The following is a 26,379-nucleotide window of genomic DNA, read 5'->3' as shown; positions in this document are numbered from 1 at the left end:
GACCGTGCAGGGGGCGTCGTGGTGTTCAGAGTTGGGTGCCGCCGCGGGCGACGAAGGCTGCGTTGCGAATGATGTGGTCGTCGTCGAGGCCGCCGTTCGATCCCGTCCAGCCGATCCGGGCTGTGGCGACCGCCGACACTGCGACAGCGTTGAAGATTTGCACGCCGTCGATCCACACGGACATCGCACCGGCCGCGTACCGCACGCGTACCGAGACCGGTGCCGGCCGGAGCGTGAGCGCTCCGCCGTAGGTTGCCACGGTGGTCATTGCGGCGGGTGTTGTGGTGACGATACGGGCCCGGGATCCGGCGCCCGTATCGAGAGCCAGCGCGACCGCCGTGCAGCCGACAAGGCCCAGGTCGCCACCACCCGCACCGACAAACGATGTTGCCGTGTCGGCCGGGTCGGCGAGCGCGAAGCAGACGCCGTCGGCGCCAGTCCCGCCGGACATCTCGCACTCGAACGTCACGTCGAGACCATCGCTCGGCTGGGTGGTCCCGCACCAACTGCTTCCCGCACCGAACCCGTCGGCCGCATGCGTGAGATACAGATCGGCGCCGGTGAGACCTGCGAAGCCGTTCCTCGTCCAACCGCTCTCGGTAGGCGCGGGCACCACACTGAACGCCGGCCACGCCCCGGACGCCTTCGGCCCGTACAGGCGGCGCGTGCCCGCATCGAGCGCCCAGTCACCGTCGATGCCCAGCCCCGCCGCGGGTGCCCCGTTCGTCGCGAGGGTGACGCCGCCGCGGGGCGCCTGAAGGACCGTGAACTCCCCGGCGACAGGATCGGGGACCAGGACGTCGGCGAGGATGACGCTGGGCGTGGCCTTGGGGAGGCTGATGTACCGCACCCACCCAGGCGCGTTGGACAGGGCGGCCGTCACCTTGTATGTCCAGCCGGTCGGCGACATGCCGGTGGCGTCGGTCGCGCACAGGGTGATGGTGAACTCGCCGTCGACGAGCCGCGCCTCGACGGTGCCGCCGAGGATTACGTCATCCTCTCCGATCGTCACCAGGTCAGGGCCGGTGAAGACGAGACGGCCCTGCATCCAGGTGCCGTCGGGCAGCGACAGCGGTTCGCCCGTCGACACGGTGACGGTTTCCACGCCTGCGGGCAGTGGCATCGAGGGACTCCTTACGCGTCCTTGCGGCGCGGGTCGATGGCAAGGGCGAGCGGGTTGTTGCCGTTGCCTGGCTCGTCTGGCTGTGGTGCGCCGTCCTTCCGGCAGACGAGGGCGTCCGGGTCATACGACGGGGCTTGGAGGCTGTAGCCGTCGGGGCAGGTCTGGCCGTCGGTCCCGTCGACGCCGTCGCGTCCGTCCCTGCCCGGTGGCCCGCTTGGGCCGGGGACGGTCGAGTCGGCGCCAGGCTGTCCGGGAGCCCCTGAAGGTCCGGGAACGGTGGAGTCTTGCCCGGGTTCGCCAGGCGCCCCGGACTGGCCGGGCGACGGGGTGATGGTCGGCGCCGGCTCCCCGGGATCACCCTTCTCGCCCTTCTCCCCTGGAACAGGGATCGGGACCGGTACCCGGGTCCGGTCGTCGAGGTCTTCGACGGCCTTACTCGGGTCGGGCACCTTGGGCGTCTCGCCCGCCGCCTGGACCTGCGCGCGCAGGATGCGCACATCGTCGGCGAGGGTGTTCACCGCCGTGCCTCGTCGGTCGGTCTCGTCAGCGAGCCGGCCGTACCAGGACGCTCCGATGACCACGGCGCCCGACAGGGCGACGAGCCAGCAGAACACGGCGATCCACCGCCAGCGCCCGGCGAGGGCCTGCTGTGCACGGGTCACGGATCGCCTCCCAAGTTGACGACTTTCACACGGAGGCGGGCGATCTCCACCTGATCGGCGACGCGCTGTTCGAGGAGTCCCTCGATCTTCTGGTCCCGGGCGGTGAGCTGCTCGCGCAGCTTGTCGCGCTCTTCCTGGATCTGGTCAAGCTCCGAGTTCATGCGGGTGGTCGCGTTCTCCCCGCGCTTCCCGAGGTACGCCACCACCGAGCCGGACATGACCCCAGCGAGCGCGAGTACCGCGCCGATGGTGGTGGCGTCCAAGGGTGGCTCCTACAGGTCGCGCGGAGGGGTGACCGCCTGCCGGTTCGGGACGGCGTAGGTGATGCCCCAGGCGCCGAGGACGGCGAGCGCGATGGTGACGCCCTCCCCGGTGGTCAGGACGCTGTCCTGTACGGCGGTGACCGCAGCGGTGGCGCCGGCCGCGAGACCGGCGACGATCGACTTGGCGATGCTGGAGATCTTCACAGTCAGGACTCCTTCGTGAGCGCGTCGAGGATGGCGTCGAGCTTGCGGTCCATCTCCGCCTGCCGCTTCTCCATGGCCCGCACCTTGGTGGTGAGGCCGATGACGTGGGAGCCGAACGACCAGTAGTGGCCCGGGTGCTTGGGGTCGTCGTTGTAATCGGCGGCGTCCTTCGGCGCGAGGAACACGCCGTCCTTGCTGGCGAGCAGCTTGATGTCGTCGGTGTCGAGGCCAGCCACGTCGGTCTCCTTCGGGGGCGGGGTGGTGGTTCCGGTCGTCGCGCGGGCGACGATGCCCGGGAACACGACCTGGTTGAACTGGCGCACGCGTGCGTCGCCGGGGCATGCGGTGCCGGACGTGGACCACTCGCGGTGCAGCCGGTGGTAGCCGAAGCCGGGGTCGGATGCGGTGCGGCAGATCCGCAGCGGGATGTCGTGCCGCTGGTGCAGCCACACCCCGAGCCGGATCAACTCCTCGACCTGCTCTGCCGTCCACGGGTCGGACGCCTTCGTGTTGGACGCGGTCTCGATACTGACCGCGCCCGTGCCGTCGGCTCGCCGGTTGGCGCCGGCGTTGGCGTCGGCGCGTGTCTCGGTGCCGATGTACTGGCCCATCGACCCGTCGTAGTCCAGGCCGAAGTGACTCTCGAGCGAGGTGCTGTCGCGCCAGTAGGCGTAGATCCGGTGTTCGTCCCACGGTGCGACCACGCTGTGGATGATGAACTGCGTCGGCCTGATGGCCGGTTGAGCATCCGACTCGGGCTGCAACTCCAGCTTCGTCGCTCGGGAATACCAGGCCATCAGGCCTCCAGACATGAGAAAGGCCCCGGCCTGGTGGCGCGGGGCGACGGCGGGCGAGTGGTTTGGATCAGTCGATCCAAGTAACGGAGACGCGCATGTTCCGGTTCGGGTCCACGTCGGGGATCGACAGGTTCGATGAGCGGAGCGTGATGACACCGGTGGTGCCGATCGTGCACTCGCCGCTCTCGGTGCCATCGCCCCACTCGGCGTTGACCACGACGGGCGGTCTCCAGTCCGAGGGCAGCGTGCACATGGTCGTGTCCGGCAGGTTGCCGCTGGCGAGAGCGATGCCGGTGCCGGTGTATTCGAGGATGCACATCACCGAAACGACGCGGCCCGATCGTGCGGCCCAGAAATCGGCGACGGTGAAGTTGGCCGCGGGGACGAGTCCCGTGGTGACGACCGTGGGGTCGATGCCGTCGTTGAGTCGTTCCTCCGTAAGGATCATGCCGGGTTGCCACAGCGTCACCGTGGGGACTCCTCTCTCACAGGGCAACCACAGTGGGCTGCGCGAGCCGTACCTCGCTGCCGGCCGCCTGGGCCTTGACGACGTTGTTTCGGGACCGCAGGACGGTCATCCGCTGCGGGGTGCGCAGATCGAAGTTTTTGAACCGCAGCTGCGGGTTCGGCGCCGTGCTGCCCGTATTCACGAATGACCGCAACCCGAGGTTGTTCGCTGCTGTCAGCGAGGTGTCCAGCGCGGTCACGTGCCACTCCCCAGGCTCACGCGCGGACGGCAGCCACACCTTTGCGCGTAGCGTGCTGCCCTCCGCCTGGATTCGCACCCGGTAGAAGCTGCCGGTCGTGTGCACCAGCGCCGACGTGTAGACGGCGAGCTGGCTTTCGACGTTGGCGAGACGCTTGCGCAGCGACAGGATGATCGTGTTCGCCACGGTGAACTCGATACGTGCCATGTAGTGGTCCGTGTTGCCTGTGGCGCGCACGATGGGCCCGGCGAGACGGCTCGCGCCCGCTGCCAGCGCCGATGACCCGACGTCCACGTACAGGTCTACGTCGGGGCCCGGCGACGCGACCTGCGCGATGTGGGCAATGCCAGTGGCCGGCTGGCTCATGGCCCCCCAGCCTCCGGTCACCTCATAGTCGGCGGCCGTGCCGACGACAGACCAGGCCTGCCCGGTGTCCGTCGTGCCCCACCCGCCTGCGACGGTCCGGCCGAAGGTGTCCAGCACGGCCGGGCTGTTCGCGGTCACCCGGGCGACTTCCCCTGCGATCCGGATGTCGTAGGGGAAGTCGCGTGCGTAAGCGTCGGCCGCGCCGTTGCCGAGGAGTACGACGTCCGCGAGCAGGATGTGCGAGGCGGGTGGGGTGGAGGCGAGGGTGGGCAGTACTCGCGCGGTCGCCGCGCCCACGGGAGCGGTGAAGCTGCCCGCGTACTCCGTCCATGTGTCCGCTGTGACGGTGTGGTTGACGGTGCTGGTGGACAGGTAGCCGTCCCCGGAGTCGTACCAGTTGACGTTGAGGTCGACGCCGCGCGTGGCAGCGCAGCGCAGCCACCCATACGGGTAGTACGTGGTGCCTGGTATGACCGGTGTGGCTGGCGATGCCGCGAAGGCGAGGCTGGCCACCCCGTTGGGGGTGACTTGCAGCGACCAGTCCCCGCCGAACGGTGCCGGGCGCGGGGTGGGCACCCGGTCGATGGTTGCGCCGCTCGCCGTCCATCCGGTCAGGTCGGTCTCGAAGTCCGGGTTGCTGCTGAGCCGGTCGGTGGAGGTGATCCAGGGGAGCGGAGGCAGGGCGCCGCGGGCCGGGGTGTGTACCAGCAGCTGCGTGTCGGTGGCGGTCGCGGCCGTGGTGAGGGTGGAGCCGCCAGGGTTGGCGTCGACGCGGCCCCGTGTGCCGTCGGCCAGGACACCGACGTGCCAGGGCTGGCCAGGGGAGCAGTTGAACGTCGCCTCCCAGTGTTGCAGTCCGGCCTCGTGGCGGATGCCCTCGACGAGCAGGTCGACGTCGCCGAACCCGACGTATTTGGGCAGGCCGGTGATGCGGATCAGGTCTCCCTCGCCGAGCGCGAGCACGGCCGGGATCAGGTTCGGGGCCTTGTGCAGCAGCACCTTGACCTGCGGGTAGCGGGGCCCGTCGAAAGTGCCCAGGTGCAGGCGCCAGTAGGCGATCGGCTCGGCCTGGGCATCGTCGTACAGGGACAGGGTGACCGAGTCGTCGTACAGGCCGATACCGTCCGGCGGCTCGTTGACCGACAGCGGCCCTTCCTCGAGGACCGCGTGCCCCTCGCTGCCTCCGTCGCGCACGACGGTGCGGTCGTTGCGGGTGGCGGTGTCGTCGTCGACCGGGTCCAGCGGTGCGGCCAGCCCCGGCGCGGCGCTGTAGGACAGGGTGAGCTTGGGTTCCTGGCTGTACATGCTGGAGCGTTCCCGGTACACCAGGCCGGGCCGTGTCTGGTCTTCCAGGAGCATGCCGCCGTCGGCGTCCGCGGCGGCCTGTAGCAGCGTCAGCAGTGTGTCGGGGGTCTGCGGCCCGACCAGCTCGGTCGTCTCCGGGCCGGGGATGCTGCCCAGGGGCAGGTTCTCCTCGGTGGCCAGGCGGCGCATCCGGTCCCAGGCGCTCTCTCCGGTCCAGGCGTCGATGGCCCGGTCGTAGGCGGCGGTGGTGTCGGTGGGCCACACCGAGATGTGCCCGATGGCCATGCCGTTGAGGTCGGGAGAGTAGCCGTTGGGGGGTGAGGCCACACCCACCGGACGGCCCACGGTGCCCGCGAACGAGGTGCTGAACTGGCCGGCGTCACCGCCGACATCGGTCCAGATGATGGTCCAGGTGACGTTGCCGCCGTTCTGTACGGCGGCGAACTTCACCCGCACCCACTGCCCGAACAGGTCCGTCCCGGTGCCGATGACCTGGCTGAAGACGGTGGCGCCCTCCACATCACGGCCCAGAATGGTGGTGCCATCGGTACCCGACTGGATGTACCAGTCCCTGACCGTGCCCGTGGACAGGATCCGAAGGAACGTGCGCCTGATCGCGGGCCCCTGGTCGATTCGGTACAGCCACTGCACATGCCATGAGGTCAAAGACGTCGCCGGGGCGGGGACGCGGCCGCTCATGATGCAGGCCGTCGCGGTTGTCGAGTTGATCGTCGGCAACGGGTTGGAACTCGGCAGGGTGCCTTCGGCCGCCCAGGTGGCCGGGGACAGAGACAGAGGCGGCACCCCGGCGATCGGGGATGAGGACTGCGTGGCCGACTTGCCTTCCTCCATGGTCCAGTACGCCAGCGGACTGTAGGAGGGGATACGGCGGCGCAGGGTGGACTGGAGGGCTTTCTTGCCCTGGCCCATGCGGCGCAGGATGCCGGCGCCCTCGATGGCCACCCACGCATCGGAGGCGTCGGGCTGCCAGCTCTGGGGCCACTCGGGGACCTCGACCACGATCAGGTCGGCGCGGTCGCGGATGGTCGCGGTACCGGACAGCGACCAGGTGCGGCCCGCCGAGTCGGCGAAGCTGGTAGTGCCTGCCGTCTGGGCGGTGAAGTCCGGGCTCGCGACGATCGTGCCGTTGATGCCGTTGCGGACCTCGGCCCGGTAGCAGCGGCCCGTGACGGGGTAGCGCTGCGGGTTGCCGATGACGTCGAGTTGCTCCGGGGCGATGCTCAACGGCGCGCTGCTGGAGAAGACGGTGAAGTTGGGGGCGCCGACGATGTCGTCGCTGAACTGGGTCCAGGGACCGTCCAGGGACTCGGCCCAGTACATGCGCCAGATGCGGCCGCCGGCGCCGTCGTCGACGTCGACAGTGGCGCGCAGCGCCGCCCGACGTGGCAGCGAAGGAAGGACCCAGAAGCCGTTGTAGGAGAGGGTGCCGTCGTAGGACGCCATCAGGTACAGGAAGCCGTCCTGCACACGCAGGTGGTACGCGCGCTGCCCGGGCAGGCCCCACTTGCCGATCAGGATCTGGGCGCCGGGCGCGTACCAGTCGGCCTCACCCTCCCACCGCAGGTCGAGATCGCCGGTGATGTCGAGGCTCGCGTGATCGGGAGTGGAGGCGTTGTTGGCGGCGCTGCCGTCCAGTTCCAGGTAGGAGAGGGTGCCGGGCACCGACAGCCGCCCGCGGCTGTTGCGGCCGAACTGGCCGTAGAGGTCACTCTCGGGGTTGCGGGGGCTGAAACGGCCGTCCCGGTTGTTGATCGTGATCTGCAAGCTGCCGGGGTCGGTCTGAGATGCCATGTCGGGGCGGCCGTGCTCGACGACGATGGTGTCCCGCTCGTAGGTCGGCACGGGGATCCACACACCGTTGACGAGCAGTTCGAAGCGGGCATCGAGCGGGGTGTCGGGGAACGCCACGGCGAGGCCTCCTTACTTGGTGCCGAAGGTGTCGTCGGTGTCGCCGCCGCGGCCGTTGGTCTGCACGATGCGGCGGATGAGGCGCTTCATGTCCGCGGGGCCGGCCAGCTCGATGCGCAGTCCGGCCGCTTGGGTGGCGAGCTGGGAGCGGCGGCCGCGGTTGACGGCTCCGAGGCCGGGCACGTCGACCAGGCCGGACAGGGCCTTGTTCATGGCCGGTGCCTCGTCCTGGGCGCCTTGGAGGATGCCGGGCGGCAGCCAGCGGCCGATCTGCTTGGCCATGACCTTCGAAGGGCTGCCGATGCCTAGTGCCTTGGCGATCGGCCCGGGGATCAGGTCCTTCGCCCAGCCGATCAGGGTGGAGCGCAGCCAGCCGCCCATGGACTGGATGCCGCGCCACAGGCCGGTCACCACGTCGCGGCCTTTGCCGACGAGGAGGTCGGAGAGGGAGCCGATGGCGCGCGAGATCCGGCCGGGCAGGCCGGTCACCCAGGAGACGAAGGCCACCGCCTTGTTCACGGCCGCGTCACGGAAGGCCTGGAACGCCGAGCTCGCCCGCTGCCGAGCGACGCCGAGCAGCCCGGCCAGGGCATTTCTCACCCGCCCCGGCAGGCCGGCCATCCATGTGACCAGCTGGACCGCCCGAGCGATCGCGGCGTCCTTGGCCTGGGTGAACCAGCCACCGATCTTGCCGGGGATCGCGGCGAGCAGGTCGATCGCGGCCAGCATCAAAGCGACGGCTGACTGGATCTTCTGCCAGATCCAGTCCCAGACGGCGAGCGTGAACGCCTTGATCTCGTCCCAGTAGATGATGATCAGCGCGACCAGTCCCGCGACAGCAGCGATGACCAGGGCGATGGGCCAGAACGCGATCAGCCACTGCGCGGCCATGGTCGCCGCCCACCAGATCGCCCGCCCGGCCATCATCGCGAACCGTGCGACGGTGACCGCGGCCACCCGGATCATGGTGGCCAGCCAGGTGACGGTCGCGCGTGCGGCCGCGGCCGCCCACGCGCCCCCGGTACGCGCGGCGCTCACCGTCGCCGAGGCGGCGATCCGCACCCCCGACTTGATGCTCGTGGCCGCGGTGGCCACCCAGCGGCGGGCCAGCCTCCCCAGCCGGGAGTCGATCAGAGCGCTCGCGGTGTCGACCGCCGCCGAGACCGCGACGAACGTCTTGAAGGCGACGACGGCGGCGAGGATCGCGTAGGCCAGGGCCTGCACCGCCGACGGGGGAAGCGAGTTGATGAACTCGGCCAGGTGCAGGGCGATGACCGCCGTCACCCCGATCAACGGCGCCAACGCCACCAGCACCTTCAGCGCCGCGGAGGCCAGCGCGCCCAGCGTCTGCCCGCCCTGCCGGGCCAGCTCGACGAACTCGGCGAAGCCTTCCGACTCGGACAGGCCTTGGCCCCACCTGGCGAACGCCGCTGTGGACTCCTCGAACCCGCCGCTCATCTCGTCCGACAGCGGCAGGAACGCCTTGATCACCCCGCCGACCCCGACGGCGATGTTCTTCAGGCCGCCCAGGAGGCTCTTGAGGTTCTGCCCGGCGACCTTCGCCATGGAGTCGGCGAACTTGTCCAGGCCCTTGCCCTGGGTGCTGCGGTCGATCTCGTCGACGAACTCCCCGAACGCCTTGGAGGCTTCCTTGACGAACGGCGTCAGCAGCGGCAGCAGACGCCGCGCCACCTCCAGGCCCTTGGTGAAAATGGGCATGGTCGAGCTGGACAGCTCGTCGGACCACTGGCGGTAGTCCTTCTTCAGCCCGATGAACTCCTTGGCCATCGCCTGCGTGGACGGCGGCAGCTCCTTGAGGGCGTCGTTATAGGCCTTCTGCTTCTCCGCCGCGTCCTCGGCGCCGGCCGCGGCCGCCTTCTCCGCCTCCTCGGCCAGACCGGCGACGTCGGCGACGTCCTGCATCTGCGGACCGACCGCCAGCTGGAAGGCTTTCGCAGCGATACCCGCACTGGCGAAGGCGGCCGCCATGCCGCCGACACCGGCGGCCACCGCCGCAGCGGCCGGCACGCCGACGCCGAGCCCGGCGACGGCCTTGCCCAGGCCGCCCAGGATGCTCTTGGCCTTGGCCGCGCCCTCGCGCACGGCGTCGGTGTCGATGCCCAGGCGCACCGTCATGGAGGCGAGCGTGGCCACAGGCCATCACCCCCTTCAGACGGGACCCGGAGTCCCCTATGGAGTTGTGGTGTTGAAGCCGCCGCCGAGGGCAGCGTTCGCCATCTGCGCCTGACGGAACAGTTCTTCGGGCGTCTTGCGGACCTTGGCCCTGTCCCAGCGGGGCATGAAGTCGGCCACCGTCGGCGCCCGCTGGCCCTTGCCGCGGTTCACGCCCGCGATGACGGACGCGATCATCGCGGCCTGGACGTCACCGCGCGCACCGCCCAGCGGCCCGGTGAGCTTCTCGTAGGCCTGCCACTCGGCCAGCTCCGCCGATCCGGTCTCGGCGAGCAGGCGCCGCACGGTCATCCCGAGGTGCGCGGCCAGCCGGAAATAGAATTGCCGACTGGGCCGCGCCCTCAGTTTCCCGTGAGCTCCTTGACGTCCTCCTCGGACATCTTCGACAGGCGGGTGGCGACGTCACACACCCGCTGCAATGCGCGGGCGGACTTCTCGCCCAACCGCTTGACCTCGGCGACGGACCGGAACAGCTGCTTGCCGTCGGCGTCGACGATGGAGGCTGCGGCGAGGCGGGCGCGGAATCCTTCCAGGCCCTCGGCGCGGACGCTGGCGCCGTCCTTGCCGACGAACGCCGACTCGAACTTGTCGCGTTCGGTGCCGGGCAGCTCCCGCACCCGCACCGTGCCGCCCCACTCGGGAACGGGCACGTCCTCGCAGGCGAGGTCGTCGGCGCCGAGGATCTGCTCAGCGGACAGGTACGTCACTTCATGCTCCCGTTGTGATGGTCGGCTTGCCGGACACCTTGAACGTCAGGCTCGCGGCGAGCTTGTCGTCGTGCGGTGCCTCGGGCTCGAAGTTCGTCAGGATCGCCCCGAACGCCCAGTTGCCCAGGTTCTGGGGCCAGACGACCTTGTAGTTGCGGGGGTTGGGGTCGGCGAAGTCGGCGATCAGCGCGTCGTGGTCACGCGGGTCGTAGTTGACCTCGATCTCCACCTCGCCGCCGTCCTTCAGACCGCCGATGAACTCCCGCCACGCCTCCGGGCTGTCGTGGGCGGTGACGTCGTAGGTCTCCCGCTCGATGCCCGGAGGGGTGATGTCGGTGACGTTCGCGAGCGCCGCGAACGTCTCGGTCGGGGTGGCACCGTCACCGCGTTGCAGCTGGGTGCCGAAAGCGTCCAGACCAGCCATGGCCTGTCCTCCTTACGCTTTGGTCAGCCACACGCGATAGCTGACGTTGATGTGCCTGATCTCGGGGTCGGGGTCGCGCACCTGCGTGTGCTGCTGGTGGGCGATCGACACGTCGGTGAAGCCGGCCACCGTGAGCGGCTGCCGGTCGAGGGCCGTGTCGAGGGCGGCGAGGATGGTCGCGGCCTCCTTGAAGCCGCGGTACTTCGACCACACGTGCAGCACCACCGAGGCGTCCAGGCCGCGCTGGTTGTGGGCGTCGTCGACGTTCTCGGTGATCGAGCCGAGCGTCACGTAGGGGTGCGCGGCAGTCTCGGGGACCTCGTCGTACACGCCGGACACCAGCGTCATCAGCGGGGCGTGGCCGGTGAGCTTGGCGTAGACGGCCTGCTGGAGCGGCCACAGGGCGGCCGTCACGGGGCAGCCCCTCCCATGTGCCGTCGGAACGCGACCCGGTAGGTGCGGGTGACCTGCCGTCGGTGCTCGTCGAACGCGGGCACCAGGTAGGGCTGATCGGGCATGCTGCTGGTGCCCTTCTCGACGTACTGGGCGTACTCCAGCTCGTCCGCCTCCCACACGCCGACCTCGGCACGGCCGAAGTGCTCGTTCACGCGCTGGTCGAGGGCCTGCCACAGGTTGCCCTCGTCCTGCGGCACCCGTTCCTTGGCGGTGTCCTGGACGCTGTCCGCCCACTCGTGCAGCGTCTCCGTGCGGGCCTCGCGCATCGCCTCGGGCACCCGCTCGATCGCGCGCAGCGCCCGCTGGAGGCCGTCCAGCCTGATGCGGCGGGCCACAGTCAGGGCAGCTGTAGGACGGCCACGGTGACGCTGGTGACCGCGCTGTACGTGATGCCGGCCCGTCCGGTCGCCGGGTCCCGGAACACGGACTTGAGCGGGATCAACGCGTTGCCGGCAGCCGGGATGACCTGTACGGCATCGGCCACGGCCAGGTCCCCGACGGTGCCGGGGGTGGCGACGGTGACGGTCTTGGCGGTGGCGTCGCCATTGCGGACGTGCAGCACCAGCTTCTCCCCGATCGGGGCCTGGTCGCCGCCGCCGGCGGCGTTGGCGTAGGTGGGCTGTAGCCCAGACAGGGGCAGGGCCTGCGCGGACAGGATGGCCATGATGGGTCCTCAACTTCCGTTCAGTTGTTGGCGGGTGGTGCAGTCCGCCCGCAGGTAGGTGCCGGGCTCGGACGGCTCGAAGACGGCGATGACCTCCAGCACCCGTCCGAGCGGCCGCAGTTCGTCGCCGCGCCGCACGCCGGCGTCGGGGTGGAAGTACCAGGTCTCGTCCAGCTGGGCGCCGGCCTGGTCGGCGGCCTGCCGCTCGCGTGCGGACGGCTGCGAGCGGCGTGCGCGCGGGGTGCCGACCGTGACCCAGGTGGTTTCCTGGCCGCCGCCCCCGTCGTCGACGGTGCTCGCCCGAAAGACCGGGACGGTGGTGTTGAGCAGGCGGCCTACGCGGCTCATCGGGACTTCACCACCGCGACGCCGCCGCCGAACCGTGCGCGCAGTTGCTCGCGCAGGTAGTCGGGCAGCTCGACCTCGGTGATACGGCCGCTGTCGCCGTACTGCACGGAATAGTCGCCGATCCGCTCGGACCGGACGTCCTTCGCGGCCAGGCCCTCACCGTCTGGCTGCGAGCGGTAGGCGATGAGTGTGGCGGCGGCGATCCGGCATACCAGATCGACGATGTCTGCCGGGACGGTGGGCAGGCCGTGCGTTTGGGTGACTTCGACTTCGGACGGTTCGCACGGATCCGACCAGCCGCATGCGCGCCACAGCTTGCTGGCACGCAGCTTGAAGTCGGTGACCGTCTCGCCGTCCACCTTGACCGCGGACACAGCGGTGACCGGCGGGCCGGGCAAATGCAGCCACTGCGACACGTCGCCCTCCAGCATCACGGTGGATGTGGTCTGGCTGATCGGCACGCCTGCCGCCGTGCGCACGGCCGTGGAGGCGACGTCGAGGTAGACGCCCAAGAGCGCCGTCTCCGAGGCGCCGACGGTCAGGCCACGGGCGGTCAGGTCGGCCACCGTCGCCAGCGGGGCAAGAGCCACGGTGGCCCCCTTTCTACTCGCTGCTTGGGGGCTTGGCCGCTGCCTTCTTCGCGGCCTGCTTACGCGGAGCCTGCTTGGCCTGTGGCTTGTCGACGGGCGTCCACTCGCCGGAGTCGATGCGGGCCTTGATGGTCCGCTCGTCGAATGCGGCCCCGACCGTCACGACGAACTCCGCCCCCGCAGGGCCACGGAAGCGGAGCGTGTCACCGGCGCGCATCAGATGATGACGTCGGCCGCGGCCAGGCCGGTCGGACGGACGACCTTCCCGCCGTACAGGTGCAGGCCCTTCACGATGTCCGCGAAGCCCTTCTCCTTGCGGGCCGCCTCGGTGTTGTTGATCTGCTCGGCGTAGGTGGCCGCACCCGAGTAGCCCGCGAGGATCAGCCGCCCCGCGCCCGCGCCCGGACCCGCCGGGTGGTTGTTGGACTTGCGGATCGAGAACCCGGCAGCCTCGCCGACCATGCCGTTCGCGCGGGTAGCGGCGCCTGCTGCGTCGCCCGCCGCAACGAACCGCTCGTCCTTCAGCAGCAGCCCGTGGAAAGCCGGGGTGACCACCACCCACCGGCCTTCGCTGGGAACGTCGTCGACGTCGAGGATGACGCCCAGGTCGACGAGCAGGTTGTAGGCGGCGGCCGGGGTGGCCAGGGTCTGCTCGGCAACGATGTTGCCTGCGGAGACACCGGCCGCCATGAGGCCCGCCACGTACTGGTCGGCGACGTCGCGCAGCTTGTACGCGGCCTTGCGGGCCTGCTCGGTGAGGACGGCGCCACCGTTGCGGGCCTGCCGCTTCTCCACGTCGTCGACTTCGAAAGCGAAGTACTTCGCCTGGTCGATGAGCAGCGTCTGGTCGCTGTCGTCGACGTCCTCGATGGTGATGTCGGCGTGCGGGGTGTACGTGCCGACGGTCGGGTCGGCGAGGGTGGTGATGTGGACGGTGTCGCCGTACTGGGCGATGTCGCCCTCATAGTCGCGGTTCACGACACCCGGGGCCGCGTAGACGAGGGACTTCTCCAGGGTGACCAGAAGATCCGCGTTCCAGATCTCCGGCTTGAAGGCGCTGATGGCCATGACGGTTTCTCCTGTCAGGGGTTACTGGGTGGTGCCGAGGTAATCCGCGAGGCGGCCCTCTTCGCGGGCCTTGAGGATCTCGGCGTGCTTGCCCTCCGCGGACAGACGCTTGACGTCGGCTTCGGTGAGCTGAGCGGGCCGGCCAGTCCCCTTGCGGGCGCCGGAATCCGCGGTCCCTTCGAACCGCGGCTTGGGGGTGCCGCTTTGCACGGCCAGGTAGGGCTTGGACTGGATCAGGTCGGCGATCGCGTCACCGATCTCGTCGGCGTCGACGTTGCCGTCGTCGTCGACCTCGAACTGCGCCAGGTCCAGGAACCGGTAGGCGTCGGCGGGGTCGGCGAGCTTGCCCGCGGCCGCGGCCTTCACCTCGGCGCGAATGATGCGGGCGTTGGCCTTGGACAGGGCGGCCTGCTCTGCCTGGCGCACGATGGCCTCGGGGTCGCGCTGGTCGCCGTCGGCGGGCTTGTCCTTCGCGGCCAGCTTCGCCTCGAGCTCGCGCCGCTTGTCGCGCTCGGACTTCCATTTGTCCTTCATGGAGTCCAGCGCGCGCTTTCCCGCGTCGCCGAGCTGGTCGGCTCCCTCCGGGTCGTCGTCGCCCGGCTCATTGACCGCGCTCTCGGGGGCGTCGTCGACGAGGTCCGGTGCGGCGTCGTCCGTGGCCGGGGCGGCGGGCGCGTCGGAGACAGGTGTGGGCGTGCTCATGGATCTCTCCCGTTGCGGGTTGAGGGCCGGGCGTTGCGCCCGGTCAGACGATGTAGCCGTTGCGCTTGAGCAGGCGGATGGCGTGCTCGCGGTCGCCGTCGGCCAGGCGGTAGATCTCCTCGGGCATCAGCCGGGGGGTCTTCGCACGCGCGTAGCGGGCGCCCGCGGCCTTCTCGAACTTCCTCGCACGGGAGCCGTACAGGCCCCGGCGGGTGGTGCCCTCGGTCGTGGCCTGCACCTCGCGGCCGTAGCGGGTCATCGTGGTCATACCGCGGCGGGCGTTGACAACCTGCGCGATGTCCGCGCCCTCACCGATGGCCTGCACGGCGGTCTCACCGAACGCGCGCCGCTGCTGGGCGGGTGACATCTGCTCGAACAGTGAGGACGGCGAGGCCAGTTCCCAGGTATCGCCGGGCCGCCTCGGCGCCAGCGTGCAGTCGCAGCGCGGATGCCGCAGGAACCCCTCCGACAGCGTGTACTCGCGTCCGGCGAGGATGATGCACCGGGCGCACGCGGGCAGTTCGATCACGCGCACGTAGGACACGACGCGCGGGCGGGCGATCATCCCCGCCATGTCGGCGATCCGGCCCGCGTCGGCGACGAGGGAGCGGGTGACCATCTCCAGGAAGTACGCCCCGGACAGGATCGACATGGCGGTGGTGAAGCCGCGGCCCAGCCGGTTCAGGGCAATGATCAGCGGATACAGCAAGGGAACGCCGAGGTCTCCGGTCGCCTCCACCGCCGTCTCCGGATCCACGGTGCCCTCGCCGGGGCCGGCCTCCAGCGACAGCCACGGCTCGGCTGTCGACGCGGCCGCCATCTGCCCGTTCCGGATCAGTTCCGCGACCAGCGCCGCCCGAGCCAGCCACGACGCCTCCAGCCGGTCGGGGTCGACGGTGTTCCACACCTGCCGCACCGCGGCCGCCGTGACCGCCGCCGTCGCCGCCCGCTGCTGCTGGTGGTCCTGCGCGGCGGGCGGCGCGCTCACACCGCCTCCTCGGCGGGTGCGGGACGCTGGGTCATCAGGGCGGCCGCCGCGCCGAGCGGGTCCAGCTCGTTCTCCCGCTCGATCATCTTCAGCAGGTCTACGACCTCGGCCGGGGTGAGCCCGTAGCGCTGGGCCAGGAACTCGAACGGGAATCCGATCTGCTTCAACTTCAGCAGCGCGTCCGCCAACTGCGCCTGCGAGCGAGACTCCGAATCTGCCCACAGCATGTAACCCGAGCGCAAGGCCCTCGCCTTGTCGTCCTCGCCGCGCGCCAGCGCGACCAGGGCGAACACCTCACGCAGGGCTTGGCCGTACCAGAGCTGCTTCTCCTCCACCCGCTTCACCAGACCGGTCTCCGCAGCGAGCAGCGCATCGGCGCTGAGATTGGCCATCTTCCCGATCAGATAATGCTGGGGGGTGCGGGTCTGCGCGGCGATGTGCCCGACCGCGACCTCGATCACCTTCGTATACGCCTCCAGGTTGGCCGCCGTCCACTCAGCGATCTTGGCGTTCTCGCCGGTGATGAATGCAATCCGGTCTGCGGCCAGCTTCTCCAGGTCCAGCGGCTTCTCACCGACGACGTCACCGGCGGCGTTCAGGATCGGGATCATCGGGCGTTCCGCGCCGAGGACGACCCGCTGAGGGAACGCCGCGTAGTCGGAAGCGGTGAACAGCTGCGCCCACAGCAGATTCACCGCGTCCTGCATCGGCACAACGCCGGCCACATCAGAGATCGGATCGTCGACGAGCAGGGGCCGGTTGAGCAGCTCCACTACCGGCACCACGCCCATGGGGTTGGGCTGCGGGTTCGGCTCGTCGCGCATCTCCCGCGGCTGCCAGCCGTCGAGCAGCGTGTCGGCCTCCGCCATGTCCTCGGTCTTCGTCCGGCGCTCCACCGGCCGCTCGAACTTCCACACCTGATCGGGCAGATACAGCACGGCCATGTACTTGTTGCCGTCCTGCCAGCGCCGAAGGGCCGCCCGCCGCTTGCGCCGGCTGCCCGGCTCGTAGGCGACGATGCAACTGGAGGCGTCCTCGAACGTCACCACCGGGGTCTCGTCGTCGTCCGGGTCACCCCACACCAGGGCGAACGCCCGGGCGGAGGTGACCGCGCCGAGGAAACCCAGCTGGCTGTCGGCGTCCAGTCCGTTGGCCTGCCACACCCGCATCGACTCGGCATCGGACTGGTCCAGGCCGTAGGGCTTGATGCCGTTGACGGTCAGCCGCTCCACCGGGCTGTCGGCCACGACCTGCACCCAGTTGTCGGCGAAGTCCTTGTAACGGGCTCCGTGGTACTTGCGGAACTCGTCCGAGGCGAACTTCAGCGGCTGCTCGCCGCGGTAGTACGCCTTGTACGTGTCGATTGGCCGGCAACGCGCGGCCAGTTCGTTCTCCAGCGTCTCGACGAGGGCCTTCGCCTTGCTGAGCTCCTGCTCGTCGGCCATACCCAGGCCCCCTCTCAAGCGCCGTAGTAGTAGCTCTTCTTCTGGACGGCGAGGCCTGCCGCGATGGCGTCACCGGCCGCCTCGTGCGCGAGGATCGAGGTGACACACGCGTCGATCTTCTGGACCTCGGACGCCTTGGTCAGCACGTAACGCTTCTGCGGCCGTGCGGCCGCGCGCGTGTTGGCCACGTGCTCCGCGGTGATCGGGCAGCCGTCGTGAGAAAAGGTGGTGTCCTTCTTCGCCACGTCGGTCTTCAGCCGCTCACACGCCGCGTGCATCTGCACGATCCGGCGGGTGTACCAGCGGATCACCTTGCGCTCGCCGTGCTTCTCCGCCCATCCGTCGACCTCGGTTTCCCAGTACGGCGGATCCGCGTACAGCAGCACCACGTTGTAGGTGCGCATGACCTCGTCCATGGCGGCCTGGACCTCAAGCCGGGGTACCTGCCCGCCGTAGTCCGCCGGATTCCACACGGTCGGCAGCCGGTCCGGCCCGTAAGTGGGCGTGAACTGGTAGCCGTCCAGAGTCTCCAGCCGGATCGCGGTGTGGTCGTCGATGTCCGAGCCGTCGAACCCGCCCACCACCGGCGTGCGCGGCTTCACCACGCGCGGCTTCGCCCGGGCCTCCCACTTCGCGCCGTCCAGCCACGTCGACGTGCCCGACACCACGCGGTTGCCGTAGAAGCGTTCCGCCTGCGCGGGGTCGTGCTCCATCAGCTCGGCGGCCTCGGCCTCGATCGCGTCGAGGTCGACGTGCGCCGAGCCCGCGTACACGATCGTGTGGATTTTGCGGCGCTGCCGCTTGTCCTTGTACGACAGCGACTTCGGGGCCTGCGGGTGGTAGCGGAAGATGTCCCGAACCTTGGACGCTGCGGTTGTCTGCGCTACCGAGCCTTCCGACGGATCCCACGTGTTCGTCGTCTCCATCGACCGGCCGCCCATGCCGGCCGCACCACGGCGCTGCGTCTCCGCCGCCTTCCGCAGCTTGTTCGCCGCGGTGTACAGGCCCGACTCGTCCTGCATGGCGAAGATGATGGGGTTGCCCAGCCGGGACAGCGCCGACGACGTGACCGTCTCGATCTTGCCGTCCTCGCCGACCCTGGTGAACTCCTCGCCCACCTTCATCCGCTCGCCGAGCGGGCCGCGCTTCACCATCGACTGCAACGGCCGGTAGATGTTGTCGACCTGCGCCTCGGACGTCGCCATCAGCTGGAGCAGCGGAGTCGGCCACGGCCGCCCCATCGGCTCACCCGGCTCGTACTCGTACCACCAGCCGCACGAGCAGCCGTGGTTCGCGCACCGGTACCGCTCGCCGCCGCGCGCCCAGCCGCTGAAGACGACCGGGCCGACCGACTCCGCCAGGGTGATCGTCGCCGACCACGGGCCCTTGCCGGTCTTCTGCGGCGCCACGATCTGCGAGCGCCGGTAGAAGAACGCCGGCGCGAGCTGGCCCATCGTCGCCTCGGGGCGCACGCGGTAGTGATTGACCGTGCACCACAGCTGCCACGGGTACAGCTCCATGCGCTCACCCGCACGGAAACCGTCCGGGATCGGGCAGTGCTCTTCGATCCAGTCCGGGACCACCCACAGGGTGGGGAAGTCGACGACGAAGCCAGGGTCAGGCGCCTTCGCCACTGGGCACGACCCTCAGCCGGTCACGCGCGCTCGGGCGGCGTGCGGGCGCGGCCGTGGGCGCGGGCGGCTCTTCCACCTCGGCGGCCGGGGCGACCTTCCACCGGTTTCGCAGCATGCCCGCCACGCTCAGCCCGAGACTGTCGAGGTAGCTGCGGACCATCTTCTTCACATCGACCCGGCAGTCCGGACGCTCAGCCTCCGCCAAGGTCCGGCAGAACAGTGCGACCTCGAGAACCTGCTCCAACTGCTCCCATGCGACCGCCTGCGGCTTGGCCCACAGGTCATCCCATAGCGCCGCCTCGCGGTCGGTCTGCTCGGTCAGCGGCCACTCCGGCGCCGGACCGGTGCGGCCCTCCGCCGGCAGCGTCGTCCAGCCGCCGGCCTGCACAGCCTTCGCGGACCTCAGCGACTTGGGGTCAGGCGGCGGACCGGATGCGGCGTGTCCCCCACGGGGCATAGCGATCACTCCTCCGAGCTGCGTTGCGCAGCACCGACGGCCGTCACCTTGCGTGACAGCCCACAGTTGATCAAGGACCCTCTGACCTGGCAGGCCTCGCAGAGCCCTCCCCGGCGTTCAGGACCCCCTAGACCGAAGGGGTCACCCCCCACTCCTCTGACCTGCACTTTTGTAACCAAAAGGGCCTCTGACCTGCGGTTTTGTCATCTGGTCACTCTTCGCGGTCGTTCCAGCCTCCGGGCTGCTCGCGTGCGGTGTGCCTGGAGTGGTGGGCCTTGGTCATGGCCTGCAGGTTGGTCCAGTCGTGGCCGCGTGGTCCGAGGGGGCCGAGGCCGTCGCGGTGGTTGACCTCGGTGGCGCGGGGACGCAGGAGCGGGGGCATGGCCTCGCACTCGTCGCACTCGCAGTAGGGGTGGGCTCGGAGGTAGGCGGAGCGTGTGCGTGTCCAGCGGGTGTCGTAGCCCTTGGTGGCTGCGCTGGGGCGCCGGCGTTGCGCCTTGGTCTGGCAGGGCTCGCAGCGTCCGCTGGTGGTGAGGGTGGGGCAGCCAGGCGTAGGGCAGACCTGGAGTGCGCGGCTGGGCATGGGGCTAGGGTCGCCAGCCGCGGAGGTGGCTGAGGGCGATGATGCCCAGGAAGATGCACACGAGGATCTCGAACAGGGTCATGGCTTCTGGCCTCCGGGGTGCGGGAGCCCTGCGTGCTGGTAGCCGAGGCGTCCGGCTTCGGTCTTGTCGACGAGCCCGGTGTTGAAGCCGCAGGGGCAGGTGGCCCACCCGTGGTTGGTGGTCTCCTGGCAGGCCCATCCGTCCTGGGGTGGCAGGGTCTGGACCTGCCGGGCGATGGTGACGTGGTGCGGTGCGGCGTCGAGGGTCAGCACGCGTTCTCCCTCCTGGACACGACGAAGCCCCAGCCGGGGGGATTGGCTGAGGCTTCGCGTGCGTCTGTGGTGCCGGTTGAGGGCACATCTGTTCACCGAGATCGTGACACGCCTCTGACCTGCGGTCAAGCTGTGTTGCGTGCGGGGCGTTTGGCGGCGAGCGCGGCGACGTCCTGGAAGGCGTACCAGGGCTGTCGGGGGCTTCCGCCGGAGCGGGTGAGCTTGCCGCGTTGGACGAGCTTGCGGACGCCTTCGAGGGTGATGCCGAGTTGTTGGGCGGTCTGGTGGGCGGTGAGGTGGCCGGGCCGGATGATCTGCGACTCCATGGCCCCATGATGCCGTCTGGAGCGTCTGTTGGGGGTGAACCTGTACCCCCTCTAAGCCCACTACATCGCAGGTCGGGGGCCACTACAGGGGGGTCTACGACGGTAGAGGCCCCCCTCTAGATCCACCCGCCTGGTAGCGGGGCCCGAAGGGGGGGTCTCGTAGAGGGGTTTGTAGAGGGGCCCCCTCTACCGCGCGTTGAGGAGTTCGGCGGGCATGGCCGCTTCGAGGTCTTCGCGGCGGTATCCGGCGAGGTTCTTGCCGCCGATGTTGACCTGCTTGGTGGTGCGCTTCACGCCGGCGTCTTCGAGTTCCTTGGCGAGGCGTTCGGCGTCCCAGTCGCCGTAGTCCTCGTCGAGGTTCTCCAGGCGGGCGAGGATGTCGACGGTGTGCATCTTGGGGCTGTGGCGCATCACGGCGAGGCAGTCGGACAGGACGGGACTGATGGTGATCCCGGTCGCGTCCGCTCGTGCTGCGGGGTCGCTGGCGGCGTCCCCGGTGAGCTGTCCGGCCTGCTCGCGCAGGGCGCGGCCCTTGGAGCACATGGCGTTGAAGGCGGCGGTCTCCAGCTTGTCGGCCTTGACGGTGACGAAGGAGGCGGGGCCGGTGACGAGGACGCCGACGCCGAGGTGGTCCTCGGACAGGACGGACGCGTCCGCGCCCTGAGCGGCCTTGCCCTTGCCGAGGACCATGTCGGAGCTGGTCTGGTCGGTGACCTGGGTCGAGTAGCGGATGGTGATGATCTCGCGGAGCTTGGTAGGCACGGACTTGGCGTCGGGCCGCTGTGAGGCGTAGTTGGAGATGAACCCGGCGGCGGGGCCACGGCGGGCGATGCGCGCCATGTCGTTGATGATCTCTTCGCGTTCTTGGTCGTCGACGGCGAGGAACGCTTCTTGCAACTCGTCGACGGTGAACAGGATGACGGGCATGTTGTAGCGCTTGACGATCTCAGGGGTGAGCTTGCCTTCGGGGCAGATGGAGGTGGGCAGGCCGCGCAGGATGGAGAAGCGGCGTTCCATCTCGCCGAGCAGTTCCTTCAGCAGCGCTTTGAAGGCGGCGATGGCGTCTTCTTCGGCGCCGAGGACGAGACGGTGGGCGACCTGCCGCATCTGGATCCAGTCCTGGCCGCCCTTGAAGTCGGCGACGTAGTGCCGCACGTAGGGGTCGAGTAGGCCGGCGGCGGTGAGCAGTCGCTGGCTGAACGTCTTGCCGCGGCGGGGCAGGCCGCCGAAGAACATGGACTGCCAGATGATCGGGATGGAGATGCGGTTGCCGCGGGCGTCCTGGCCGAAGGGGACGGCGTCCCAGATGGAGAAGACGTCCAGCCGTTCGAGGGGCGACGTGGTGGGCGGCGAGAGGTAGGGGTCGTCGTCGGCGACCCACATGGACACGCGGCCAGCGTTGCCGCCGTGAGCGGCGCGGACGCGGGACATGATGACCTGGATCTCATCGACGCCCAGCTCGGCGGCGATGGCTGTGCGTTTGGCGAGGACGTCGGCTGCGGTCTTCCCGCCGCCTCGGGGTAGGTCGAAGACGACTGCCCAGCCGTTGCCGTCACGCAGCGGCCCCATGACGCAGTTGACCTTGGGTCCGTCGTCGTCGCCCTTGCCCTGCTTGAGCAGGCCGGTGGCGCGGAGGGCGTCGTTGAGCTGCTGGGAGTCCATGGCGATGCGTAGGGGCGGCGTGCCGTGGTCGAGGATCTGTGCCTGGTCGGACCAGCCGATGGCGGACAGGCCGCCGCACATCATGCAGCCGGCGGCGAACTGGAGGCCGAGGGAGGCGTAGTTGAGGGCCACGGCTGCGGCGGAGGCGAGGCCGAGCGCCGTACCCCAGCGCCAGCGACGAGCGACGGTCCGCTCGCGGTGCGCCATGACGAACTGGGCGGCGAGGGTGACGTCTTCAGGTTTGGCCTTCGCCTGCGCACGCAGCGCCTTCACGCCCGCGCTGTGGTCCTGCGCGGCGAGGACGGGCCAGAGGCGGCGTCCTCCTCGGAAGGCGCCGCGCGCGGAGTAGCCGACGACCTTGACGGCGTACTTGGGGCTGCGGAGGGCGTGGTAGCGGCTGTGCCACCAGGTGACCTTGACGAAGGCGCCGCTGTTGGCTCGGACGGAGGCCCAGTTGCGGGCCCAGGCGGGGAGGATCGGGGCGTCAGGGACGGTGAGCCAGTCGGCGAGCGGGTTGTCGGGACGGTCGACGGCTTCGACGTCCTGGGTGACGTCGGGCGCGTCCTGGGCGTCCTGGAAGGCGTCCTGTAGCGGCTTGATCAGGATGTCGGTCATGCTTGGGGCTTCCTGCCTCTTGCTGGGGTACGGAGGCCCGGGGACGGCGGCTGCTTGGCGGTAGGACGCCGTCCCCGGGGCGCTACTGGTAGCGGCGCAGTTCGCGTTCGACGCGGCGGGCGGCGGCCTCGTGGTCGTGCATCTCGCGGCGGGCGGCGGCACGCTCGGGACCGCGGCTGGTGCGCATGGCGGCCTTCGCGGTGGCGGCGTCCTCGCGGGCCTGGCTCAGCTTCCGCTTCAGGGCCTGCATTTCGCGCTCGCCGCGCTCCGCGGCCCGCTCCTCGATGCGGTCCATCTCGGCCTTGACCTTGGGGTCGATCGTGTCGACGTTGCGGTCGCCAGCCAGGGACTGCTTGCCGGCCTTGAGGGTGAGCCAGGCGATGCGGCGCTTCTCGGCTCCGGTGTACGAGGTGGGCATGATCAGTCCTCCGTGGTGGTCTCGGGCAGTACGGCGGCGATGGCGGCGTAGGCGCGGGCGGTGTCCGCCCACGTGGCGCCGGCCGCGGCCAACCGGGGGACGCTCCCGAGGCGGTCCGCGTGGTGGGCGTTCCGCTCGACGTCGGCGGCCAGCTTCTTCGCCCTTGCGGCGGCCTCGATGGCTTCCTGTAGTGCCTCGGCACGGGTCACGGTGGTCCCTTCTTGAACGGGCCGGGCTGTCCGGCCCCACCGCACCCCCGCAACCGTGGTCGTCTGCACCATGGTTGGCGGGGGACGGAAGGGCAGGTCAGCGGTGGCTTGCCCTGTGCTTGGGCAGAGCCCGCTTGCAGCCCGGGCACTTGCGGACCGGGCCGTTGCCGACGGTGGGCGGCGGGATGGTCCGGCCGCAGATGGCGGGCGTGACGCCTGGCTGTAGTTGCGGGTGGCAGTCGGAGCAGTGGAAGTGCATGTCCAGAACGGTCATGTCAGCGGCCCTTCTGGAAGTCGCGCCACATCGAGCGCAGGACGAGGGCGAGGATCGCGACGGAGATCCCGCCGATGGCGATGGCGATGGAGGCGAATGCGATGCCGATGCCGCCGACGCAGACGGCGCAGCTGATGGCCAGCCACTCGCCGGTACTGCGGCCGGGGCGGCGGTCGTGCTGGTGCTGGCACGGTGCTGGGGCGGGCTGCTGCTGTACTGCCTGCTGCGCGGCGAGGACGGCGGCCACGATCCGGACGATGTCCGTGTTGGTCGAGGCCTCTCTCGCGGCGGCCTCCGCCTTGTCGAGGGCGTCGCTCATGTGGTCCACCCCCGGACGCGGCGTGCCAGGCGCGGCCACAGCGTCACGCCGGCCGCGAACGCGAGGACGGCGGGCTGTGAGACGACGGCGCCGACCACCGCCAGGACGACGGCGAGCAGGGCCGGGTAGGCGACGAGCAGGCCGAGGACGGCCCCGAAGACGAGGCGCATCATGACCGCACCGCCTCCAGCTCAGGGAGCGCGTCCGGGTGGAACAGGTTGCGTCCTCGGGCGTCCTTGGTGTGGACGGTGAGGCGTCCTACCTGGACCCACGATCGGACGGTGGACGGGTCGATGCCGTACTTCTCGGCGACCTGAGAGGACGTCATGAGGGGCGGCTCGGGCGGTGGCCCGTCGTCCGCGTCCTCGGCGTCCTCCTGCGTCCCGGGCGGGAGTTCGGGCGTCCTGGCGGCGTCCTGCTGGGTGTCGCGTTCGAGGGTGATGGTGGGCGGTTCGAGTGGCTCGGGCAGTGGGGCGTGTGCGGCCTCGGGGACGCTCGGGACGGTAGGGGACGCGGTGGCGTCCTGTGCGTCCGGCGGGGTGGCCGCGAGGTGCAGGAGGTGTCCGACGACTGCGGGCGGGACGAGCGACGTGACTGCGATCAGCGTGGGCTGGTCGGCGGTGAGATGCCCGGTGTCGATCAGATGGGACACGACCTGGGCGGCCATGGCGAGACCGAGGGCGAGGCACGCGCCGATGATCGCGGACCAGCGTCCACGGTCACCTCGGCGGCGGGTGGAGGCGACGGCGGCCGCGATGCCCGCATACGCGCTGAGGACGACCGGCATGCCGTAGGTGAACGGGTCTTTCCAGCCGGCGTTCTCGGCGAGGTGGTACTCGCCGGGCGCGCACATCAGCAGAGCGACGCCGAGGACGACGGGCCGTCCGCCGGCGGTGAGGCCGCGTACCCACATCGGGGCGGCGGTGCGGCGGCCGGTGGAGGGTGCGGGGCGGAAGGGGCGGGCCAGCCTGGCGGTGGCGCGGCGGATGCGGCTCATGCCTGCCCCCTGCGGATCCGGTCGAGCTCGTTGGCCTTCGAGTAGAGGCGCCCGGCGTGCAGGCCGACCTCGGCGGCCAGCTCCCGCAGTTCGTCGGGGTCCATGCCGGGGAACTCGTCGACGTCCGCGAGCGGGTACGGCTCCGGCCGCAGTTCCGCGAACGGGCCCCACGAGATCCTGGCGGGTAGGAAGTCGACGCCCGCGTACTCGCCGGCCGTCGCCGCCCCGACGTGAGCGATGTCGATGCGCTGCACGATCTGCTCGCCGTCGTGGCCGGTGCACCAGGTTGGTTCCGGGATTGTGATGCGGCCGTGGTCGAGGGTGTCGAGGGTGACCGTGCCGTCCCCGTACACCGGCTGCTGCACGGGCGGGGCGGGGCGGGGCTTGTAGGCGCGGTCGATGGCGGCGTCGAGTTCGGCGGCCAGTTCGGGGTGTTCGGCGAGGCGGACGGTGATGGTGTCGGCCTCGCGGTACAGGTCGATGACGGCGCATGCCCCGAGGTAGCCCTCGACTTCGCGGCGAATGTCGAGGACGTCCATGTCGGCGAGTGGGGGCTCACCGGCCATCTGGGCGTGTCCGATGAGGAGTGCGGCGCGCAGTTGGTCGCGGGGCACGGCCAGGGCGAGCTGGACGATCGCGAATGCCTCGGTGTCTTCGTCGCGGATGATCTCGGTGGGCCCGAAGCTGGGCGGCGGGGTGCTCACTGACCCTCACCCCGCTTCGAGGCGCGGGCCTCGGCGTCGGCCTGCTCGGCGGTGAGCTTGCTGTGGAGGAAGTCGGCGTTCCAGCCGATGTCCTCGCCGGGGTTGTCGAGGACGGCGTCGACGACGGCCCGGGCCCAGCCGGCTCGCGCGATGAGGCGGCGGTCGTAGTCGGCGGTGTCGAACGGGAGGGTGAGGGCTTCGCGGATCGCGGCGAGCAGGTCGCGCAGTTCGCGGGCCTCGGTGGGCGGGGTGGTCTTGGCGGTCATCGGTTCGCCGCCAGGGGTCGGGACTAGCTCCGGCCCTTTCTCGGTGTCGGGCTCGGCGTCGAGGGCGCGGAGCAGGAGGCGCAGGGATTCGCGGAGGGAGAGGACGCTGCGGCTCTCGAGGAGCTGCCGGGCGACGCTGATCGCGACGTCGAGGTCGCTCGGCTCGATGGGGCGCGAGGTGCTGTCTTCCCCGCCTGCGGACGTGGGGTCGGTCATCGGGCACCACCAAGGTCAGCGGTGCGGAAGCCGGTGGCGGCCGGGAAGTAGTAGCCGGCGGCGGTGCCGCCCATCTCGCGGTTGCTGAACGACCAGTGGCCGGTGTCGGCGGGCTTCTCGTTCTGGTTGCGCAGGAGCCGGTAGTGGTGGCCGATGGACTGGCGGGCCATGACGCGCAGGAGGCCGCCGATGCGGGGGGTGCCGTACTGGATGCGGTCGCCGTACCGGTAGAGCGCGAGGAAGGTGTTCTGGGTGAGGTCTTCGGCGAGGTGGGTGTCGACGGGGCCGTACTGGGAGAGTCGGCCGATGATGGTGTTGCGCACCATGGGCCGGTACTCGCGGTATGCGGCGGCGAACAGGTCGTTGAGCTGCTGCGCCGGGGTGATCGCAGGCGTGCCTGCGGGCATGGCAGAGTAAGCCATAGCCGACTCCTGTCGTAGTCAGGATGTTCGGTAGAGGGTCGG

General features: G+C 70.2%; 36 protein-coding genes. All 36 read right to left on the bottom strand.

Going from position 1 to position 26,379, the window contains the following annotated elements:
* Window positions 1-25: 25 nt before the first annotated feature.
* The gene (locus tag AB0I77_RS29735) at window positions 26-1,123 is read right to left on the bottom strand and encodes a hypothetical protein (protein ID WP_363285815.1); all 1,098 of its coding nucleotides are present in this window, start codon (window positions 1,121-1,123) and stop codon (window positions 26-28) included.
* An 11-nt stretch (window positions 1,124-1,134) separates the two neighbouring features.
* The gene (locus tag AB0I77_RS29730) at window positions 1,135-1,785 is read right to left on the bottom strand and encodes a collagen-like protein (RefSeq protein WP_363285814.1); all 651 of its coding nucleotides are present in this window, start codon (window positions 1,783-1,785) and stop codon (window positions 1,135-1,137) included.
* Window positions 1,782-2,048, bottom strand: a complete 267-nt coding sequence (locus tag AB0I77_RS29725) for a hypothetical protein (protein WP_363285812.1) — start codon at window positions 2,046-2,048, stop codon at window positions 1,782-1,784. The genes AB0I77_RS29730 and AB0I77_RS29725 overlap by 4 nt, the downstream gene beginning before the upstream one ends.
* Before the next feature lie 9 nt (window positions 2,049-2,057).
* Window positions 2,058-2,252 carry a hypothetical protein gene (locus AB0I77_RS29720; RefSeq protein ID WP_363285811.1) on the bottom strand — a complete coding sequence of 65 codons (195 nt, stop codon included), beginning with the start codon at window positions 2,250-2,252 and terminating at the stop codon, window positions 2,058-2,060.
* Window positions 2,253-2,254: 2 nt separating this feature from the next.
* A complete protein-coding gene (locus AB0I77_RS29715) occupies window positions 2,255-3,049 on the bottom strand; it encodes an N-acetylmuramoyl-L-alanine amidase (protein WP_363285810.1) in 795 nt (264 codons plus the stop codon).
* A 67-nt stretch (window positions 3,050-3,116) separates the two neighbouring features.
* A complete protein-coding gene (locus AB0I77_RS29710) occupies window positions 3,117-3,518 on the bottom strand; it encodes a hypothetical protein (protein WP_363285809.1) in 402 nt (133 codons plus the stop codon).
* 16 nt (window positions 3,519-3,534) lie between these two features.
* The gene (locus AB0I77_RS29705; RefSeq protein WP_363285808.1) at window positions 3,535-7,356 is read right to left on the bottom strand and encodes a carbohydrate binding domain-containing protein; all 3,822 of its coding nucleotides are present in this window, start codon (window positions 7,354-7,356) and stop codon (window positions 3,535-3,537) included.
* Between the two features lie 12 nt (window positions 7,357-7,368).
* Window positions 7,369-9,492, bottom strand: coding sequence for a hypothetical protein (locus AB0I77_RS29700; protein ID WP_363285807.1), 2,124 nt, complete (start codon window positions 9,490-9,492; stop codon window positions 7,369-7,371).
* A gap of 54 nt (window positions 9,493-9,546) precedes the next feature.
* A complete protein-coding gene (locus AB0I77_RS29695; protein WP_363285806.1) occupies window positions 9,547-9,840 on the bottom strand; it encodes a DUF4035 domain-containing protein in 294 nt (97 codons plus the stop codon).
* Between the two features lie 50 nt (window positions 9,841-9,890).
* On the bottom strand, window positions 9,891-10,256 hold the full coding sequence (locus AB0I77_RS29690; protein WP_363285805.1) for a hypothetical protein: 366 nt from the start codon (window positions 10,254-10,256) through the stop codon (window positions 9,891-9,893).
* Window position 10,257: 1 nt separating this feature from the next.
* Complete coding sequence (locus tag AB0I77_RS29685) at window positions 10,258-10,680, bottom strand: phage tail tube protein (protein WP_363285804.1); 423 nt, start codon at window positions 10,678-10,680, stop codon at window positions 10,258-10,260.
* Window positions 10,681-10,692: 12 nt separating this feature from the next.
* On the bottom strand, window positions 10,693-11,094 hold the full coding sequence (locus tag AB0I77_RS29680) for a DUF3168 domain-containing protein (RefSeq protein ID WP_363285803.1): 402 nt from the start codon (window positions 11,092-11,094) through the stop codon (window positions 10,693-10,695).
* Window positions 11,091-11,471 carry an HK97-gp10 family putative phage morphogenesis protein gene (locus tag AB0I77_RS29675; protein ID WP_363285802.1) on the bottom strand — a complete coding sequence of 127 codons (381 nt, stop codon included), beginning with the start codon at window positions 11,469-11,471 and terminating at the stop codon, window positions 11,091-11,093. The genes AB0I77_RS29680 and AB0I77_RS29675 overlap by 4 nt, the downstream gene beginning before the upstream one ends.
* 2 nt (window positions 11,472-11,473) lie before the next feature.
* A complete protein-coding gene (locus AB0I77_RS29670; RefSeq protein ID WP_363285801.1) occupies window positions 11,474-11,800 on the bottom strand; it encodes a hypothetical protein in 327 nt (108 codons plus the stop codon).
* Between the two features lie 9 nt (window positions 11,801-11,809).
* Window positions 11,810-12,148, bottom strand: a complete 339-nt coding sequence (locus tag AB0I77_RS29665; protein WP_363285800.1) for a head-tail adaptor protein — start codon at window positions 12,146-12,148, stop codon at window positions 11,810-11,812.
* Window positions 12,145-12,714, bottom strand: coding sequence for a hypothetical protein (locus tag AB0I77_RS29660; protein WP_363285799.1), 570 nt, complete (start codon window positions 12,712-12,714; stop codon window positions 12,145-12,147). Before AB0I77_RS29660 ends, AB0I77_RS29665 begins: the two co-directional genes overlap by 4 nt.
* 37 nt (window positions 12,715-12,751) lie before the next feature.
* Window positions 12,752-12,955, bottom strand: a complete 204-nt coding sequence (locus AB0I77_RS29655) for a hypothetical protein (protein WP_363285798.1) — start codon at window positions 12,953-12,955, stop codon at window positions 12,752-12,754.
* A complete protein-coding gene (locus tag AB0I77_RS29650; protein ID WP_363285797.1) occupies window positions 12,955-13,806 on the bottom strand; it encodes a N4-gp56 family major capsid protein in 852 nt (283 codons plus the stop codon). The genes AB0I77_RS29655 and AB0I77_RS29650 overlap by 1 nt, the downstream gene beginning before the upstream one ends.
* Window positions 13,807-13,827: 21 nt before the next feature.
* The gene (locus tag AB0I77_RS29645) at window positions 13,828-14,508 is read right to left on the bottom strand and encodes a hypothetical protein (RefSeq protein WP_363285796.1); all 681 of its coding nucleotides are present in this window, start codon (window positions 14,506-14,508) and stop codon (window positions 13,828-13,830) included.
* Window positions 14,509-14,551: 43 nt separating this feature from the next.
* Entirely contained in the window at window positions 14,552-15,496 is a 945-nt protein-coding gene (locus AB0I77_RS29640) for a hypothetical protein (RefSeq protein ID WP_363285795.1), read from the bottom strand.
* Complete coding sequence (locus AB0I77_RS29635) at window positions 15,493-16,941, bottom strand: phage portal protein (protein ID WP_363285794.1); 1,449 nt, start codon at window positions 16,939-16,941, stop codon at window positions 15,493-15,495. The genes AB0I77_RS29640 and AB0I77_RS29635 overlap by 4 nt, the downstream gene beginning before the upstream one ends.
* 14 nt (window positions 16,942-16,955) lie before the next feature.
* Complete coding sequence (locus tag AB0I77_RS29630) at window positions 16,956-18,575, bottom strand: hypothetical protein (protein ID WP_363285793.1); 1,620 nt, start codon at window positions 18,573-18,575, stop codon at window positions 16,956-16,958.
* Window positions 18,559-19,032 carry a hypothetical protein gene (locus AB0I77_RS29625; RefSeq protein WP_363285792.1) on the bottom strand — a complete coding sequence of 158 codons (474 nt, stop codon included), beginning with the start codon at window positions 19,030-19,032 and terminating at the stop codon, window positions 18,559-18,561. The genes AB0I77_RS29630 and AB0I77_RS29625 overlap by 17 nt, the downstream gene beginning before the upstream one ends.
* A 211-nt stretch (window positions 19,033-19,243) precedes the next feature.
* Complete coding sequence (locus tag AB0I77_RS29620; RefSeq protein WP_363285791.1) at window positions 19,244-19,615, bottom strand: HNH endonuclease signature motif containing protein; 372 nt, start codon at window positions 19,613-19,615, stop codon at window positions 19,244-19,246.
* A 78-nt stretch (window positions 19,616-19,693) separates the two neighbouring features.
* Complete coding sequence (locus AB0I77_RS29615; protein WP_363285790.1) at window positions 19,694-19,909, bottom strand: hypothetical protein; 216 nt, start codon at window positions 19,907-19,909, stop codon at window positions 19,694-19,696.
* Window positions 19,910-20,034: 125 nt separating this feature from the next.
* Window positions 20,035-20,235 (bottom strand): hypothetical protein, encoded by a 201-nt coding sequence (locus tag AB0I77_RS29610; protein ID WP_363285789.1) that lies wholly within the window; start codon window positions 20,233-20,235, stop codon window positions 20,035-20,037.
* Between the two features lie 186 nt (window positions 20,236-20,421).
* Window positions 20,422-22,512 (bottom strand): cell division protein FtsK, encoded by a 2,091-nt coding sequence (locus AB0I77_RS29605; protein WP_363285788.1) that lies wholly within the window; start codon window positions 22,510-22,512, stop codon window positions 20,422-20,424.
* 82 nt (window positions 22,513-22,594) lie between these two features.
* Entirely contained in the window at window positions 22,595-22,930 is a 336-nt protein-coding gene (locus AB0I77_RS29600; RefSeq protein WP_363285787.1) for a DUF6257 family protein, read from the bottom strand.
* A 2-nt stretch (window positions 22,931-22,932) separates the two neighbouring features.
* Window positions 22,933-23,139: a hypothetical protein gene (locus AB0I77_RS29595; RefSeq protein ID WP_363285786.1), complete on the bottom strand. Its 207-nt coding sequence runs from the start codon at window positions 23,137-23,139 to the stop codon at window positions 22,933-22,935.
* Window positions 23,140-23,236: 97 nt separating this feature from the next.
* Window positions 23,237-23,413 carry a hypothetical protein gene (locus tag AB0I77_RS29590; RefSeq protein WP_363285785.1) on the bottom strand — a complete coding sequence of 59 codons (177 nt, stop codon included), beginning with the start codon at window positions 23,411-23,413 and terminating at the stop codon, window positions 23,237-23,239.
* Window position 23,414: 1 nt separating this feature from the next.
* Entirely contained in the window at window positions 23,415-23,732 is a 318-nt protein-coding gene (locus AB0I77_RS29585; protein WP_363285784.1) for a hypothetical protein, read from the bottom strand.
* Window positions 23,729-23,905, bottom strand: a complete 177-nt coding sequence (locus AB0I77_RS29580) for a hypothetical protein (protein ID WP_363285783.1) — start codon at window positions 23,903-23,905, stop codon at window positions 23,729-23,731. The genes AB0I77_RS29585 and AB0I77_RS29580 overlap by 4 nt, the downstream gene beginning before the upstream one ends.
* Entirely contained in the window at window positions 23,902-24,729 is an 828-nt protein-coding gene (locus AB0I77_RS29575) for a MerR family transcriptional regulator (protein WP_363285782.1), read from the bottom strand. Before AB0I77_RS29575 ends, AB0I77_RS29580 begins: the two co-directional genes overlap by 4 nt.
* Window positions 24,726-25,433, bottom strand: a complete 708-nt coding sequence (locus AB0I77_RS29570; protein WP_363285781.1) for a hypothetical protein — start codon at window positions 25,431-25,433, stop codon at window positions 24,726-24,728. The genes AB0I77_RS29575 and AB0I77_RS29570 overlap by 4 nt, the downstream gene beginning before the upstream one ends.
* Window positions 25,430-25,915 (bottom strand): hypothetical protein, encoded by a 486-nt coding sequence (locus AB0I77_RS29565; RefSeq protein WP_363285780.1) that lies wholly within the window; start codon window positions 25,913-25,915, stop codon window positions 25,430-25,432. Before AB0I77_RS29565 ends, AB0I77_RS29570 begins: the two co-directional genes overlap by 4 nt.
* Window positions 25,912-26,337: a hypothetical protein gene (locus AB0I77_RS29560; protein WP_363285779.1), complete on the bottom strand. Its 426-nt coding sequence runs from the start codon at window positions 26,335-26,337 to the stop codon at window positions 25,912-25,914. Before AB0I77_RS29560 ends, AB0I77_RS29565 begins: the two co-directional genes overlap by 4 nt.
* Between the last annotated feature and the right edge of the window lie 42 nt (window positions 26,338-26,379).

This window comes from Streptomyces sp. NPDC050619, assembly GCF_040654815.1.
Lineage (GTDB): Bacteria > Actinomycetota > Actinomycetes > Streptomycetales > Streptomycetaceae > Streptomyces.
The sequence above is the reverse complement of the archived record's forward strand: the minus strand, read 5'-3'. Positions and strand labels throughout refer to the sequence as shown.

Bases quoted from the DNA above. Each gene is read 5' to 3' on its own strand.
- AB0I77_RS29605 (WP_363285788.1), bottom strand. From the start codon at position 22,512: ATGACCGACATCCTGATCAAGCCGCTACAGGACGCCTTCCAGGACGCC.
- AB0I77_RS29670 (WP_363285801.1), bottom strand. From the start codon at position 11,800: ATGGCCATCCTGTCCGCGCAGGCCCTGCCCCTGTCTGGGCTACAGCCC.
- AB0I77_RS29645 (WP_363285796.1), bottom strand. From the start codon at position 14,508: ATGAGCACGCCCACACCTGTCTCCGACGCGCCCGCCGCCCCGGCCACG.
- AB0I77_RS29625 (WP_363285792.1), bottom strand. From the start codon at position 19,032: ATGCCCCGTGGGGGACACGCCGCATCCGGTCCGCCGCCTGACCCCAAG.
- AB0I77_RS29650 (WP_363285797.1), bottom strand. From the start codon at position 13,806: ATGGCCATCAGCGCCTTCAAGCCGGAGATCTGGAACGCGGATCTTCTG.
- AB0I77_RS29610 (WP_363285789.1), bottom strand. From the start codon at position 20,235: ATGGAGTCGCAGATCATCCGGCCCGGCCACCTCACCGCCCACCAGACC.
- AB0I77_RS29735 (WP_363285815.1), bottom strand. From the start codon at position 1,123: ATGCCACTGCCCGCAGGCGTGGAAACCGTCACCGTGTCGACGGGCGAA.
- AB0I77_RS29665 (WP_363285800.1), bottom strand. From the start codon at position 12,148: ATGAGCCGCGTAGGCCGCCTGCTCAACACCACCGTCCCGGTCTTTCGG.
- AB0I77_RS29590 (WP_363285785.1), bottom strand. From the start codon at position 23,413: ATGACCGTTCTGGACATGCACTTCCACTGCTCCGACTGCCACCCGCAA.
- AB0I77_RS29695 (WP_363285806.1), bottom strand. From the start codon at position 9,840: ATGACCGTGCGGCGCCTGCTCGCCGAGACCGGATCGGCGGAGCTGGCC.
- AB0I77_RS29655 (WP_363285798.1), bottom strand. From the start codon at position 12,955: ATGCGCGCCGGTGACACGCTCCGCTTCCGTGGCCCTGCGGGGGCGGAG.
- AB0I77_RS29560 (WP_363285779.1), bottom strand. From the start codon at position 26,337: ATGGCTTACTCTGCCATGCCCGCAGGCACGCCTGCGATCACCCCGGCG.
- AB0I77_RS29565 (WP_363285780.1), bottom strand. From the start codon at position 25,915: ATGACCGACCCCACGTCCGCAGGCGGGGAAGACAGCACCTCGCGCCCC.
- AB0I77_RS29620 (WP_363285791.1), bottom strand. From the start codon at position 19,615: ATGCCCAGCCGCGCACTCCAGGTCTGCCCTACGCCTGGCTGCCCCACC.
- AB0I77_RS29685 (WP_363285804.1), bottom strand. From the start codon at position 10,680: ATGGCTGGTCTGGACGCTTTCGGCACCCAGCTGCAACGCGGTGACGGT.
- AB0I77_RS29700 (WP_363285807.1), bottom strand. From the start codon at position 9,492: ATGACGGTGCGCCTGGGCATCGACACCGACGCCGTGCGCGAGGGCGCG.
- AB0I77_RS29575 (WP_363285782.1), bottom strand. From the start codon at position 24,729: ATGAGCCGCATCCGCCGCGCCACCGCCAGGCTGGCCCGCCCCTTCCGC.
- AB0I77_RS29715 (WP_363285810.1), bottom strand. From the start codon at position 3,049: ATGGCCTGGTATTCCCGAGCGACGAAGCTGGAGTTGCAGCCCGAGTCG.
- AB0I77_RS29580 (WP_363285783.1), bottom strand. From the start codon at position 23,905: ATGATGCGCCTCGTCTTCGGGGCCGTCCTCGGCCTGCTCGTCGCCTAC.
- AB0I77_RS29600 (WP_363285787.1), bottom strand. From the start codon at position 22,930: ATGCCCACCTCGTACACCGGAGCCGAGAAGCGCCGCATCGCCTGGCTC.
- AB0I77_RS29635 (WP_363285794.1), bottom strand. From the start codon at position 16,941: ATGGCCGACGAGCAGGAGCTCAGCAAGGCGAAGGCCCTCGTCGAGACG.
- AB0I77_RS29585 (WP_363285784.1), bottom strand. From the start codon at position 23,732: ATGAGCGACGCCCTCGACAAGGCGGAGGCCGCCGCGAGAGAGGCCTCG.